This window comes from Phenylobacterium sp. LjRoot225, assembly GCF_964252855.1.
Taxonomy (GTDB): domain Bacteria; phylum Pseudomonadota; class Alphaproteobacteria; order Caulobacterales; family Caulobacteraceae; genus Phenylobacterium.
This window is the reverse complement of record NZ_CAXUPL020000004.1, coordinates 608,603-622,513: the sequence shown is the minus strand read 5'-3', so window position 1 is coordinate 622,513 and position 13,911 is coordinate 608,603. Positions and strand designations below refer to the sequence as shown.

Below are 13,911 nucleotides of genomic sequence, written 5' to 3'. Positions count from 1 at the left end.
CCGCCTCAGCCCTCCAGCCAGACGTATTCGGCGAAGGAATAGGCCATCAGCCCCCCGGCCGGGATCGGCCTCAGACCTTTCAGCCGATGGGTATGGGCGTCGAGGTTGCTGATGAAGACGGGAATGGCCACCCCGCCGTGATCGTGCACCAGCGCCTGCATGTCGCCGTAGATCTGCTTGCGACGTGTTTCGTCGGCCTCGGCGCGGGCGGCCAGCAGCAGCTGGTCGAACCGGGCGTTCTTCCAGCCGGATTCGTTCCAGGCGGCGTCCGACTTGTAGAACAGGCTGAAGACCAGGTCGGCGGTCGGCCGCGGATTGGTGTTCCCGAAGGTCAGCGGGTGCTTCATCCAGTGGTTCGACCAGTAGCCGTCCGACGGCACGCGGTTGACCGCCAGCCGCAGGCCGATCCGCGCCGCCTGCTCCTGGAGGATCGAGGCCATGTCGACCGACCCGTCGGCCGCCGGCGAGGCGTAGACCGGCAGCCGCAGGTTCAGCAGGCCGGCTTGCTTCAGCAGGAAGCGCGCCCGATCCGGATCGTGGGCCCGCTGCGGCAGGCCCGCCAGATAGTAGGGATGGCCGGGCGGGATCGGCTGGTCGTTCGCCACGACGGCGTAGCCGCGGTAGAGCGCCTTCCTGATCAGCTCCCGGTCGAACAGGTGCTTCATCGCCAGCACGAAGTTCGGATGGCTGGTGGGCGTCCGGTCCTGCCGCATGATCAGGTCGGTGTAGAGGCCGGACCGGGTCTCCATCATTACGTGCCGCCGCGTAGCGGCGATGCGCCGGGTCGAGCGGGGATTGACGGACTGGATCAGCTGGACGTCGCCGGAAAGCAGGGCGTTGACCCGCGAGACCTCGTCCGGAATGCCGATCAGCTCGATCTCGTCGAGATAGGGCGCCCCCGGCTTCCAGTAGTTGGGGTTGCGGCTGACGATGGTGCGAACGCCGGGATTGAACGCCCGGCAGCGGAAGGGGCCCGTGCCGTTGGCGGTCCGGAAGTCGCGCGTCCCGTCCTTGACGATCAGGAAGTGCGAAGTCGCCAGGATCGCCGGCAGGTCCGCATTGGGCCCGGAGAGCTGGAGCTCCACCTCGTGCGGCCCGACCGCCTTCGCCTCGACGATCTGGTCGGCGATGGTCTTCACCTTCGAGCCCAGCGCCGGCTGCTTGTGGCGCAGCAGCGAATAGACCACGTCGGCGGAGGTGAGCGGCGCGCCATCGTGGAACGCCACCCCCTTGCGCAGGCGGACCCGCCAGCGGATCCGGTCGGAGGTCTCGATCGCTTCGGCGAGCGCCAGCCTCGGCGCCATGCTGTCGGTGAACTGGGTCAGGCCGCTGTAGACCATGAAGTGGCGCACATAGTCGGTCGAGAGGCCGCCCTTGGCCGGGTCGAGGGTGTCGGCGGTCGAGCTGGAGATGGTCGCCACCCGGATGCGGCCACCCCGCCGCGGCGCGGCCGCGGCGGCCTCCGGCAGAAGCGAGAGGGCGCTGGCGGCGCCGAGGCCGCAGAGCGCGTCGCGCCGCGAGAGGTCCGGGCGCTCGACCATCAGTGCAGCTGGTCCTGCAGTTTGTACCAAGCTCCAACGACAGGCAGGAACCAGGGCGGGCCGAAATGGCCCGGCACGGCCGGCCAGTCGAGGTCGCGCCAGGGATTGGCCTCGGGGCCGCCGTTCATCACCTCGGCCATGGCCTGGCCGGTGCGCACCGCCATCTGCACCCCGTGGCCGCTGTAGCCCATGGCGTAGAAGAGGCCGTCGTGCTCGCCGGCGCGCGGCAGGCGGTCGTAGGTCATGTCGACGAGGCCGCCCCAGCAGTAGTCCAGCCGCACGCCGGCCAGCTCCGGAAAGACCTCGTGCAGGGTGGCGCGAAGGACCTCCCCGCTCTTGGCGTCCGAGGTCGGGCTGGAGATGGCGAACCGCGCCCGGCCGCCGAACAGCAGCCGGTTGTCGGGGGTGGTGCGGAAGTAGTTGCCGATGATCTTGCTGGTCACATAGTTGCGCCGCTTCGGCAGCAGGCGGTCGAGCACGGCCGTCTCGAGCGGCTCGGTGACGACGATGAAGCTGCCGAGCGCGATCATCCGTCGCTTGAACCAGGCCAGCGGCGGGGTCGCCCCGGTGGCGATCAGCACCTGGTCCGCCTCGATCGCGCCCTTCGGCGTGTGCAGCCGGCTCCGGGAGCCCGCCAGCCGATCGAGGCCGGTCATCGGGGCGTTCTCGTAGATCTGCACGCCTTGGCGCGCGGCGGCCTCGGCCAGGCCGACGCCGAACTTGCCGACGTGCAGCTGGGCGCTGCGGGTCTGGATCATGCCGCCGTAGAAGGCGTTCGACCCGACCTCCTCGCCGATCCGCTCCGGCGGGACCAGCTCGACGTCGGGATCGACCTCGGCCTTCAGCCGCTCATAGGCCCGGGCGATGCCGGCGAAATGCTCCGGCTTGGCGGCGAGCTTCAGGCGGCCGGGGCGGTGGAAATCGCAATCGATCCCCTCCTCCCGGACGAGCGCCTCGACGGCGTCCACCGCCAGGACGTGCTCGCGATAATAGGCCCTGGCCCGCTCGGCTCCCAGCTTGGCCGAAAGGGCGGCGTAGTCGTGGGAGGTTCCGTTGTTGCACTGGCCGCCGTTGCGTCCCGAGGCCTGGCCGGCCACCCGGCCCGCCTCCAGCACCACCACCGAGGCGCCGCGCCTGGCCAGCGCCAGGGCCGCCGAGAGGCCGGTGAAGCCGGCGCCCACCACCGCGACGTCGAACCGTCCAGCCGGCCCGGCCTGTTGGCCGGAGCGGAAGGACGGCGACGTCTCGATCCAGTAGGACGCGAGCTTCATCGAAGGCGCCGATCAGAGACCGACGAGACCCGGAAGGCCGCCGATGTCGTCGATCTCATGGGTGGCGTAGCCCTCGCAGCGCGCCTCATGGCCCCGCTTCACCCACACCCGCGCGCCCATGCCCAGATCGCGGGCCGACATCTGGTCGTACCGGAAGCTCGACGAGACGTGCATGATCTCCTCCGGCGCGCAGCCCAGCTGGTCGAGCATGTATTCGAAGGCCTGCAGGCGCGGCTTGTAGGCCTGGGCGTCCTGGGCCGTGAACACGTGGGCGAAGGGCGCGCCGAGCTTGGCGACGTTCTCGTGGATCTGGTCGTTCGAGGCGTTGGAGAGGATCACCAGCGGGATCTCCTGGGCCACCTTGGCGAGCCCCTCCGGCACGTCCGGATGCGGGCCCCAGGTCGGCACGGCCTGATAGATCCCGCGCGCTTCGGCGTCGCGGTACTCGATCCCCCAGCGCTTGCAGACCCGCTGCACGGCGTTGCGAATGACCTCCTCGTAAGGCTTCCAGGCGCCCAGCACCTCGTCCAGCCGGTAGGCGGCGAAGTCCTTGACGAACCGCTCCATCTTGTCCGGCGCGATGCGGTCCGGGAAGATCTCGCGGGCCATGTCCGCCATGCGGAACCGGGTCAGGGTTCCGTAGCAGTCGAAGGTGATGAACTTCGGCCTGAAGCTGCTCATGGGCGATGTCCCCCGTTCCCGAACCTAGAGATTTCCAACGTATACGGAGCGCCGGCTCGCCGGCTCCGTCGTCCTGCCGATTTGCTCATGGCGGGACCGACAGATCACCCCGATTGGCTTCGACGAGACGCACAAAACGCGTTTTCCGGAGGATCAATCGGCACATGTCGCCGCGCCTCAGTAGCCCCGCTCCCGCGGCACGAGGCCGTGCATCGGCGCCCCCGATTCATGGCGGCGGATATTGTCCAGCACCACCCGCACGGCGGTTTCCGCATGGGTCATGGCCGCAATGTGCGGCGTCAGCAGGATTTTCGGATGCGAATAGAAGGGATGGCCCTCCGCCGGCGGCTCCTCGGCGGCCACATCGAGCACGGCGGCCGAGATCTGCCCGCTGTCCAGCGCCGCCAGGAGATCGGCCTCGACGAGATGTCCGCCCCGCCCGGTGTTCACCAGGCCTGCGCCTTTCGGCAGCAGGGCCAGGGTTTCGCGGCATAGGATTCCGCGGGTCTCCGCCGTCAGCGGCAGCAGGCAGACGAAAATATCGCATTCGCCCAGAAAGGCGGGCAGCTCGGCCTGTCCGACGAAGCCGCGGACGCCTTCGATCGGCCGCGGGCTGCGGTTCCAGCCGGCGAGCTGGAAGCCGAAGGGCCGCAGCGCCGCGAGCGCCGCCCGGCCCAGTTCGCCCAGGCCCATGACCCCGATCCGCCGCCGCTGCGCCGGAACCAGCGGCAACGGCGCCCAGCGTCCCTCGCGCTGGGCCAGGAGATAGTCGGGCATGTCGCGATGCAGGGTCAGCGCCGCCCACACGACGTATTCGACCATGCCGGCGATGATGCCGGGGTCGATCAGCCGGACCAGCTTCACCTGCGGCGGCAGGCTGGCCAGGTCGAACTGGTCGACGCCCGCGCCCGTGGAGAACAGCACCTCCAGCTTCGTCAGGCTCGCCAAAAGGTCCGGCGGTATCTGCCAGGCGGCGAGATAGCGGACGTCGTCCGGCGGGCCGATCTCCGGCCACAGGCGAAACTCGATGTCCGGCGCCAGCTCGGCGAACAGCGCCCGCCATTCCCGCCCGCGGTCACGGTCGGCCTTGTAGAGCAGGCTCATGTGCGCCTCATCAGCACCCGCAGCGGTCTCGCCGATCGAAAAGAAAATCGGCGCCGCCGGCGGAAGGCCGCCGACAGCGCCGTGAAGTCCGCCGCGCCTAGCGGAAGCTATAGGTGGCCTTCACAGAGAAGGTGCGCGGCGTTCCGGGGAGAATCCAGAGCCTCGAATAGGAGGCGGGGAAGTAGTTCTTGTCGAAGAGGTTATCGACTTCGGCCGAGAGCTTCAGGCTGTCGTTCGGCGCGTAGGAGGCGAAGGCCTTCACCAGGGCGTAGCTCGGCAGCATGAAGTCCGTACCGGTCTCGCCAAGCCGCTTGCCGACGTACTTCACCCCGCCGCCGAGGCTGACCACCCGGTCGTCGCCGAGCTCGAAGTCGCGGAACACCAGGATGTTGCCGCTGGTCTTGGGGATGCCCAGCAGGCGCGCGCCGGCGGGCACAGTGAGGCCGAAGTCCGGATCGAGGATGTCGTTGGCCATCTTGGCGTCGGTGTAGGCGTAGGACAGCCAGTACTTGATCTTGCCCGGCAGCTCGCCGTTGACGTCGAGCTCGACCCCCTTGCTCTTGGCCTTGCCGATGGCGAGCGAGAAGCCGGTGTTCACCGGGTCTGCGGTGATCAGGCCCGACTTCTTCATGTCGTAGACCGACAGGGTTCCGTTGATCCGGCCTTCCGGATCCTGGAACTTGACGCCCACCTCGTAGGACTTGGAGCGCTCGGGGGTGAACGGGCTGTTGCTTACGTCCTGGCCCGAGTTCGGGCGGAAGCCCTTGCCGTAGCCGGCGTAGAAGGACAGCACCTTGTTCGGCGCATAGACCAGGCCGAGCTGCGGGTTGGTGACGGTCACCTTCTGTCCGGTCACGGCGCTCGTCCGCCGGTCGAGGATCGACTGGCGATAGTAGTCGTAGCGGGCGCCGGCCCGGAACTTCAGCTGATCGGTCAGGTCGACCTGGTCCTGGACGTAGATCCCGTAGGCGTTCTGCTGTTCGTAGAAATCCCAGAAGGGCGCGACCGTCGGCTGGTTGCCGTAGGCGGGGCTGAAGATGTTGACCGCATTGCCGGCCGCAAGACTGGTTTGGGCGGCCACGGCGGGCGGCCGGAAACGCAGCTGCAGCTGGTGCAGGTGCAGCTCCTCGCTGTCGGCGCCGATCAGGACGTGGTGGGGCAGGCCGAAGGTCTCGAACCGGCCGTCCACCTCGGCCCGCAGCGTCAGGTCGTTGGTGCTCCAGTCGCGGTAGCGGCGCTGGCGCGAAAGCGTCTGGCCGTCGACGTAGAGCCTCTGGCGACTACGGGTCAGCTCGGCCTCGGTCGAGAAGCCCTTCAGCTGGGTCACCCGGTAGCCGACCCCGGCCATCACCGTCCAATGGTCGCTGAGCTCGTGGTTCAGCTGCAGCTGGTGGCCGACGGCGTCCACCTTGATCGGCCCGTCGCCCGGCTCGCCGAGGAAGCGGTCCTTCGGAATGGTGTGCAGGTCGCCGTTCAGCGCCAGGACGCCCCGGTCGAACGGCACTTCCTGGTGCACCACCTCGAGGTCATAGGTGAGCGTCGTCGACGGACCGAGCTTCAGCAGGACCGACGGGGTGACGACGTACTTCTTGTAGTTGATCGTGTCGCGGAAGCTGTCGCCCTGCTCGTAGGCGCCGTTGATGCGGACGGCGACGGCGTCGTTGATCGCTCCGGTGAAATCGCCTTCGGCGCGATAGGTGTCGTAGCTGCCGGCGGAGGCCGAGAACGTGCCCTGGGGCGTGAACAGCGGCTTCTTGGTGATGACGTTGATCGTGCCGCCGGGCTCGCCGCGGCCGAACAGCGCCGAGGTCGGGCCCTTCATCACTTCGATGTGGTCGATGTTGGAGGCGTCGCGCGGGCCGCCGAACCCGCGACCGCTGCTGAAACCGTTCAGCAGATAGCCCGAGGGGACGTTGGGGTCGCCGACGAAACCGCGGACGGCGAAGGCGTCCCACAGGCCGCCGAAATTGTTCTGGTGCTCGACGCCGCTGACCATCTCGAGCGCGGCGTCCAGCCGGGTGATGTTCACGTCCTGGAGCAGCTTGGCCGACAGGACGGCGACGTTCTGCGGCAGCTCCTGGATCGGCACGTCGCCGCGATACTGCTGGCGGTGCGCCAGGACGACGACTTCGTCGATCGTTGTCGCCGGGTTCGCCTCCACGGCATGGGCGGTGGAAAGGCTCGAGAACAGAGCGCCGCTAGCAAGAAGAGCAAGGCGCAGACCGCGCGACCTAGACATGACAAAACCCCCTTATTCCCCAAGGAATGGCCGAGCTGACGGAGAAGCACTTCTTTGGGGCCTCGTGGACAACCAACCGAGCTTTTTCTGTCCGAGGCGCCTCGTCGCTGGAGAGCGGTCGTAGTCACCTCTCTCGCCAGCAAGTGTCCGGCTGCGCCATAGGTATTTTTCGTCAAAAGACCGACGGTAGGCGAACAATTGTGGGGTAAAGGCGCCGGCAGACGCAGAAAATGCCGACCGCTATGCAGGGCTGAATCGCCCCTCGAAACACAGCTTGGCCGCGCGTCCCGCCGCGCCCGATAATGGGACGTCCACAGCCCAAAAAGAGACGGCCCTCGCGAGAGGGCCGCCGGTGCTGATCGCGCGTGGGAACGCGTGAAAACCTAGAGGTAGCGCGGCCACCAGAGGTCGCGGCGGCGCTGCTTGAACTGGGCGAACCAGCTGGCCGGAAAGTAGAGCGGGATCGCCAAACAGGCGGCCGCCGCCCAGAGCATCCAGACGTGGTCGAAGCCGAAGGACTTGCCCTGGTTCAGTCCCCAGATCGCCGCCGCGCCGAAGTAGAGCACCTTCAGCGTGTAGAGGTGGACGATATAGAAGAACATCGGCGCCCCGCCGAGGATCGCCAGGGTGGCGATCGGCCGCTCGCCGTCGAACCGTTCGAAGATCGCCAGAAGCAGCAGGCCCAGGCCGATCGAGGGCGCGAGGAACATCAGCGACGGCGGATATTTGGTCAGCGACAGAAAGCTCATCACCGTGCGCAGCGCATCGCCCGTGTGGACCCAGGGCTTGTCGCCATAGACGTTGGCGAACCGGATCAGGACGAAGCCAGCCAGCAGGCCCACACCCCAGGCGATCAGCAGCCGACGTCGCGCCTCGGGATCGGCGTCGCGGCCGAACCAGGGGCCAACCGCATAGCCCAGCAGGATGACGCCGATCCACGGCAGGATCGGATAGGTGGTCTTGGCCACCATGCCGCCGCCCAGGACGATGACGTCGCGCTGGTGAAGGATGGCCCAGGGAATGAAGAAGGGTTCGCCCGCGGTCAGATGGATCCCGTCGAGCAGGTTATGGCCGCAGACGATCACCGCCCCCAGGATCAGCTGCCAGCGCCGCGGCAGGTAGATCAGGCCGGCGAGCGCGATCATGCAGAGACCGATCGCCCAGATCACCTGCAGCCAGAAGGTCGGCGGCAAGGTCTGCGCCGCCCAGGCGAAGCCCACCACGGTGAACTCCAGCAAGACCAGGAAGGCGCCGCGCTTCAGCAGGAAGACCGAGGTCTCCCGCTTGCTGTGCGACTGGCCATAGAGATAGGCCGAGAGCCCGGTCAGGGCGACGAAGACCGGGGCGCAGATCTGGCTGGTGATCCGCGTGAAGAACAGCGCCGGCTCGATGCTCTGCGCCATCATCGGATCGGTGACGGGATGGTGGCCGTAGAAGGCCTCGCGCACATGGTCGACCAGCATGAACAGCATGACCAGGCCCCGCAAGGCGTCGATGTTCTGCAGCCGCGTCCGCGCGACGACTTTCGCCGGGGCTGAACTTACCGCGACGGGTCGTCCGAGGCGCCCGCGGGCGCTTGCCATGTCCGTCATCTCACTCCCCCTGAGCTTCGACGCCACGCGCCGCCCTGTGGCGCCGAGCACGACCTTATTGATCCCCAGCCGGTGACGCAGCCGACGGCCTTTAGCGTGACGGTCCGGCGCATGGCTGACTCCGGCGGGTCTGGGACGGCCCCAGGTCTCATCCTGTCAGCATAGCCACGGACCGAAAGCCGGCGTGCTTTTTGGCCGGCCCGCGCCGGCGATAATGCGCTGAAAGTGCTCCGCGAACGGCACAAACCACGGCGCGCTCTCGAACGCCGGCCGGGGCCGCTGAACGCCCGCCGACCGGGCCGCGCACAGAAGATCGTGCGCGCACGCGGGAGCGCCCAGGGCGGCCAAGTCTAACCTGCCGCCCGCCAGGCATATTCGGCACAAGATTCCCGCCCTGCGCCTACGAACGGCGCCGTGGCGGCCGTGACGAGCGTACCGTCTTGCGACGGCTCGACCTTGCCAGAGCCTCGACCGGAGCCACGCATGATGTCCTTCTCGAAAGCCCTGGGCGCAGCGCTCGCCGCCGCCGTCGCCCTCTCCGCGACCGGTGCGGACGCCCACGCCATCTGGTTCGCCCAGCGATCCAAACAGCTGGCCTTCATCTATGGCGTCGGCGCGGACGACCTCGACTCCGTCAAGCGCCTGCCGCTGGTCCGCTCGGTTGCGGGCTACGACCTCCAATACAAGCCCGTGCCGACGACGCTGCGAGTCGCCGGCCCGATGGTGATGGTCGACTCCGACAGCCCGGTCGCCGTGGTGACGGCGGTCATGGACAACGGTATCTGGGCGAAGATGCCGGATGGCGAATGGGTCAAGAGGACCAAGGCCGAAGCGCCTGAAGCCGTCATCACCACGAAGAACTTCAAGTACGCGGTCTTCCTCGCCGGCCCGCTCAGCGCGCCCATGCCGACCTTCCCGGACCAGGTCCTGCAGATCGTCCCGGTCGGCGACATTCCCGCGAAGATGGGCGAGCCCCTCAAGGTCCGCGTCCTGCACCAGGGCAAGCCGGTGGCCGGCGCGCGGGTCATCGCCGATCTCGTCAACGATCCCGATGCGGAGAAGCAGGTCACGGGGCCGGACGGCGTCGCGACTCTCAAGGTCCGCAACCAGGGTCTGAACGTGGTCAACGCCGTCTACGACAGCGCCTCCGACGAGCCGGCCAAGGCCGCCAAGATGGAGCACGAGGCGACGCTTACCTTCGTGCTCCAGCACGCTCCCGAATAGTCCGCACACCCCGAGAGGATCCCATGCCGTTCGTTTCCTGGAAGATTTTCGCGCCCGTGGGCGCCGGTCTGTGCGCTCTCGCCCTCGGCCTGGCCGCCGAAGCCCACGGCAGCATGAAGCCCGAGCACGGCGGCGTCGTGCAGATGTCGGGCGAGACCAGCTTCGAGCTGGTCAACGGCGGTCCCGGCGTCGCCCTTTACGTCAAGGATGACGAGGACGACATCGCCAGCTCCGCCATGACGGCCAAGCTGACGATCACCACCAAGGCCGGAAAGACCTCAAGCGTTCCGCTCGCGGCGGCCGGGAGCAACAAGTTCGAGGCGAAGGGGCTGAAGCTCGCCCCCGGCTCCAAGGTGGGCGTGATGGTGGTCGACAAGGCCACCCAGGCCCGCTCCTCCACGACCTTCACGATCAACTAGGGCGCAGGCGATGCGCAGGCGCTCCGCCCACCGCGTCCAGTGGAGCTGGCTGGGCGCAGGGCTGCTGGCCCTGGCGGCCTTCGGCCTTGCTCCGGAAGCGCTCGCCCACGGCGTGTCCGAGAACGACAAGGCCTTCATCCAGGGCGCCACGGGCGTCCATGTCGCCCCCTACGTCTACCTGGGCGCGAAACACATGGTCACCGGATACGACCACCTGCTGTTCCTGGTGGGCGTGATCTTCTTTCTCTACCGGCTGAAGGACGTCGTCCACTACGTGACGCTGTTCGCCATCGGCCACAGCACCACCCTGCTGTTCGGCGTCCTCACCGGCGTTCACGCCAATCCTCTGGTGGTCGACGCCATCATCGGCCTGTCGGTCGTCTACAAGGCGCTCGACAACCTCGGCGGTCTGAAGCGGGTCATCGGCTTCGACCCGAACCCGAAGGCGGCCGTGCTGATCTTCGGCTTCTTTCATGGCTTCGGCCTGGCCGCCAAGCTGCAGGAGCTGGCGCTGTCGCGCGACGGCCTGCTGCCCAATCTGTTGAGCTTCAACGTGGGGGTGGAGATCGGCCAGTTCCTGGCGCTGAGCGGCATCCTCGTGCTGATGACCCTGTGGCGGCAGACGCCGAGCTTCGGCCGGAGCGTCGTCGTCGCCAACTGCGCGCTGATGTGCGCCGGCTTCGTCCTGATCGGCTACCAGCTTTCCGGCCTCTTCCTGGAGCGTTCCGCATGACCGACGTCCGCTACGAAGTGGCGCCCCGCAAACTGGCCGTCGTCTGCGCGGCGGCGGCGGCGGGCGCGGCCGCCATCCTCACCCTCTTCGTGCTGCCGGCCGAGCGCGGGATCGATCTGACCGGACTGGGCTCGGCCCTCGGGCTCACCGGCATGACCGGCGACGAAGCGGCGGCCGAGCCTGAGGCGGCGGCGGGCCCGGCGGCCATGGCCGCCACGCCGGACAAGGCGACCATCGCCAAGGCCACGCCGCTGCGCTCCGACGAGATGAGGCTGGTCCTGCCGCCGCATTCGGGCGTCGAGGTCAAGGCCCGGATGGCGCAGGGCGACCACATGATCTTCCGCTGGGAGGCGACGGGCCCGCTGAAGGTGGACATGCACGGCGAGCGCCTGGACGGCGGGGACCAGGTCGCCAGCTATTGGAAAGAGACGAACCTGACGAGCGGCCAGGGCGCCCTCACCGCGCCGTTCGAAGGCAAGCACGGCTGGTACTGGCGAAACCGGGGCGAAACGCCGGTGACGGTCAAGGTCCGCACCAGCGGCTTCTACAAGGAGCTGTTCCAGCCGCCGCCGGAATAGGTCGGGCCTAACCTAGACCGGCCGGTGGATGGCGAAGACCTTGGTCACCGGGACCGGACTGTCCCAGCTGCACCGCGCGCCGCGACAGACCAGCAGGACGTCGCCGGCCGAGAAGGTCGCCCGCGCGCCGAACTCGTCCTCGAAGGTCACTTCGCCTTCGAGAAGATGCATCAGCTCGTGGTGGCCGTAGGTCATGGGCCGGCGAGCATAGGGCGTGGAGTCCCAGACGCCGCAGGTGAAGGTCTCGTCCGCCGACTTGAACTGGGTGCGGTTGCGGCAGCTCGGCGTGGGCGTGGTCAAGAGCTCCGCCAGCGGCGGGTTCGACGGCGTCCGCGGCAGAGTCGGGTCCATCCGGCATGCGGCGCCGCCGCTCGATGCGTCTGGATGGCGCATGAAGATGAGCCGCGCCGGCCGCTCCGCCCGCCAGGACAGCCGCGCGCCCTCTGGAAGCACCGCGCTCTCGCCGGGTCCGAGGCGAAGCTCCCCGTCGACCGCGCGCAGGATCAGCTCGCCCTCCAGAACGTGAAGGAACTCGTCGAACGGCGCCGCGCCTCGCTCGCCTCCGCCCGCGGTCAATTGGGCCACGCCGACCGAGATCCTGTCGTCGCCCAGCGGCAGCGCCTGCTGCCCGCCCGGCCAGGCGTCCCCGGCCTGGAGCTGCGCCTGCTCCGCCGCCCAGAGGCGAAGGTCGAAGACGGAGGCCCCCCGCACGCGCGCCGCAGTCGCTTGACTCACCATCGTGTGCTTCCAGGCTCAGGCGGCGAGCGGCAGCGACAGCGCCTCGGCCACCGCGGCGTGGCGGATCGCGCCCTGGGAGATGTTGAGCCCGCGTCGCAGATGGGGATCGGCCGCCATCGCCCGCTCGGCGCCCTGGTCGGCGATCGCCAGCACGAACGGCAGGGTGGCGTTGTTCAGCGCCTGGGTGCTGGTGCGCGCCACCGCGCCCGGCATGTTGGCGACGCAGTAGTGGAGGACGCCGTCCTCGACGAAGACCGGCGCCTCATGGGTGGTCGCCCGCGAGGTTTCGAAACAGCCGCCCTGGTCGATGGCGATGTCCACCAGCACCGCGCCGCGCCGCATGGTCTTCAGCATGGCCCGGGTCACCAGCTTGGGCGCGGCGGCGCCCGGCGCCAGCACGGCGCCGATCACCAGGTCGGCCTCGGCGACGGCGGCGGCGATGGCGGCGCGCGAGGCGAAGGCCGTCCGCGCGGCTGCCCCGAACTGGCGAGCGAGCTCGGCCAGCCGCGCGGTCGAAATGTCGTAGATGGTGACGTCGGCGCGCAGGCCGACCGCCATCTCGGCGGCGTGCACGCCGCTGACGCCGCCGCCGAGGATCGCCACCTTGGCCGGGGCGACGCCCGGCACGCCGCCCAGCAGCACGCCGCGGCCGCCTTGCGCCTTCTCCAGGTAGTGGGCGCCGACCTGGACGCTCATGCGGCCGGCGACCTCCGACATCGGCCGCAACAGCGGCAGGCCGCCGCGATCGTCGGTGACGGTCTCATAGGCGATGCAGGTCGCCCCCGAGCGCATCAGCGCCTCGGCCTGAGGCCGGTCGGCCGCCAGGTGGAGATAGGTGAAGAGGGTCTGGTGCGGCTTCAGCCGGGCGCACTCCCCCGGCTGGGGCTCCTTGACCTTCACGATCAGGTCCGCCGCCTCGAACACCGCCTCGGCGCTGGGCGCGATCTGGGCGCCAGCGGCGATATAGTCCGCGTCTGAAAAATCCACGCCCGCGCCGGCGCCGGTCTCGACGCTCACCGCGTGGCCGCGCGCAACCAGCTCGGCGACCGCGTCCGGCGTCAGCCCGACCCGATGCTCCTGGACCTTGATCTCTTTTGGCGCACCGATCCGCATGTCCGTCGTCCCTCTGCTGATGGAGGGAAAAATACCGCAGGCGATCCGCGATTAGCTCCGAAAGACAGGCGATGGCGCCGGGGGCGGCAGGATAATATCCTGCAAGCTCAGCCATTCAGCGGACAAAGTCCCTTCATGGATTCGATCGACCGGAACATCCTGCGCGCGCTTTGGACCAACGCCGATCTGACGAGCTCGGCGCTCGGCCAGGCGGTCGGCCTCTCCCCCTCGGCGGCGCACCGCCGCGTTCAGCAGCTGGAAGCCGAGGGGATGATCCGGGGGTATCGCGCGCGCCTGTCACCCGCAGCCCGGGGCGATCCCTCCACCGTCTTCGTGATGGTGACCCTGAAGGACCAGACCGAGGACACCCTTGGCCGTTTCGAGACCGCGCTGCACCGCTGTCCGGAGGTCCTCGAGGCGAACCTGATGAGCGGCGAATTCGACTATCTGCTGAAGCTGGCGGTCCGCGCCGACGACAGCTTCGAACGGCTGCATCGGGACACCCTGGCGCGCCTGCCGGGCGTCCAGCGCCTCGTCTCGCACTTCAGCATTCGAACGGTCGTCGACGCAGAATAGAAGCTTTTATTTGATTTCCTCAAGTTCTCGTTTGGCGAATTTTGTTTATCGATAACGGATCGGTATTCTATCCTCCACTTCGCATGAAGTGGAGACCTCGAA

The 13,911-nt window shown here is 68.4% G+C and carries 13 protein-coding genes; 5 read left to right on the top strand and 8 right to left on the bottom strand.

From position 1 onward, the window contains the following. Window positions 1–5: 5 nt before the first annotated feature. The 6 genes from ACSQ2B_RS23060 to ACSQ2B_RS23035 all read right to left on the bottom strand — a co-directional run bounded on the left by ACSQ2B_RS23060 (window position 6) and on the right by ACSQ2B_RS23035 (window position 8,428). A complete protein-coding gene (locus ACSQ2B_RS23060; protein WP_436053608.1) occupies window positions 6–1,541 on the bottom strand; it encodes an ABC transporter substrate-binding protein in 1,536 nt (511 codons plus the stop codon). Beyond that, a complete protein-coding gene (locus ACSQ2B_RS23055; RefSeq protein WP_436053607.1) occupies window positions 1,541–2,812 on the bottom strand; it encodes an NAD(P)/FAD-dependent oxidoreductase in 1,272 nt (423 codons plus the stop codon). The genes ACSQ2B_RS23060 and ACSQ2B_RS23055 overlap by 1 nt, the downstream gene beginning before the upstream one ends. A gap of 12 nt (window positions 2,813–2,824) precedes the next feature. Continuing rightward, window positions 2,825–3,493: a haloacid dehalogenase type II gene (locus ACSQ2B_RS23050; protein WP_436053606.1), complete on the bottom strand. Its 669-nt coding sequence runs from the start codon at window positions 3,491–3,493 to the stop codon at window positions 2,825–2,827. Between the two features lie 177 nt (window positions 3,494–3,670). Then, window positions 3,671–4,597, bottom strand: coding sequence for a 2-hydroxyacid dehydrogenase (locus tag ACSQ2B_RS23045; protein WP_436053604.1), 927 nt, complete (start codon window positions 4,595–4,597; stop codon window positions 3,671–3,673). 97 nt (window positions 4,598–4,694) lie between these two features. Next, window positions 4,695–6,836, bottom strand: coding sequence for a TonB-dependent siderophore receptor (locus tag ACSQ2B_RS23040; RefSeq protein WP_436053602.1), 2,142 nt, complete (start codon window positions 6,834–6,836; stop codon window positions 4,695–4,697). 383 nt (window positions 6,837–7,219) lie between these two features. Further along, a complete protein-coding gene (locus ACSQ2B_RS23035) occupies window positions 7,220–8,428 on the bottom strand; it encodes a DUF1624 domain-containing protein (RefSeq protein WP_436053601.1) in 1,209 nt (402 codons plus the stop codon). A 483-nt stretch (window positions 8,429–8,911) separates the two neighbouring features. Between ACSQ2B_RS23035 and ACSQ2B_RS23030 the strand changes: the two genes are divergently transcribed. Genes ACSQ2B_RS23030 through ACSQ2B_RS23015 form a run of 4 tightly spaced genes read left to right on the top strand, consistent with a single transcriptional unit; the run spans window position 8,912 to window position 11,382 of the window. Further along, the gene (locus tag ACSQ2B_RS23030) at window positions 8,912–9,652 is read left to right on the top strand and encodes a DUF4198 domain-containing protein (protein ID WP_436053599.1); all 741 of its coding nucleotides are present in this window, start codon (window positions 8,912–8,914) and stop codon (window positions 9,650–9,652) included. A gap of 23 nt (window positions 9,653–9,675) precedes the next feature. Beyond that, window positions 9,676–10,071, top strand: coding sequence for a hypothetical protein (locus ACSQ2B_RS23025; RefSeq protein ID WP_436053598.1), 396 nt, complete (start codon window positions 9,676–9,678; stop codon window positions 10,069–10,071). 10 nt (window positions 10,072–10,081) lie between these two features. Continuing rightward, a complete protein-coding gene (locus ACSQ2B_RS23020; protein ID WP_436053597.1) occupies window positions 10,082–10,804 on the top strand; it encodes a HupE/UreJ family protein in 723 nt (240 codons plus the stop codon). Continuing rightward, window positions 10,801–11,382 carry a hypothetical protein gene (locus ACSQ2B_RS23015; protein ID WP_436053596.1) on the top strand — a complete coding sequence of 194 codons (582 nt, stop codon included), beginning with the start codon at window positions 10,801–10,803 and terminating at the stop codon, window positions 11,380–11,382. Before ACSQ2B_RS23020 ends, ACSQ2B_RS23015 begins: the two co-directional genes overlap by 4 nt. Before the next feature lie 12 nt (window positions 11,383–11,394). On the opposite strand, the gene ACSQ2B_RS23010 is transcribed toward ACSQ2B_RS23015, so the two are convergent. Continuing rightward, window positions 11,395–12,120 (bottom strand): cupin domain-containing protein, encoded by a 726-nt coding sequence (locus tag ACSQ2B_RS23010; RefSeq protein ID WP_436053595.1) that lies wholly within the window; start codon window positions 12,118–12,120, stop codon window positions 11,395–11,397. Window positions 12,121–12,135: 15 nt separating this feature from the next. After that, complete coding sequence (gene ald / locus ACSQ2B_RS23005) at window positions 12,136–13,233, bottom strand: alanine dehydrogenase (RefSeq protein ID WP_436053593.1); 1,098 nt, start codon at window positions 13,231–13,233, stop codon at window positions 12,136–12,138. A gap of 135 nt (window positions 13,234–13,368) precedes the next feature. Between ald and ACSQ2B_RS23000 the strand changes: the two genes are divergently transcribed. Further along, window positions 13,369–13,809, top strand: a complete 441-nt coding sequence (locus tag ACSQ2B_RS23000) for an Lrp/AsnC family transcriptional regulator (RefSeq protein WP_436053592.1) — start codon at window positions 13,369–13,371, stop codon at window positions 13,807–13,809. Window positions 13,810–13,911: the final 102 nt, after the last annotated feature.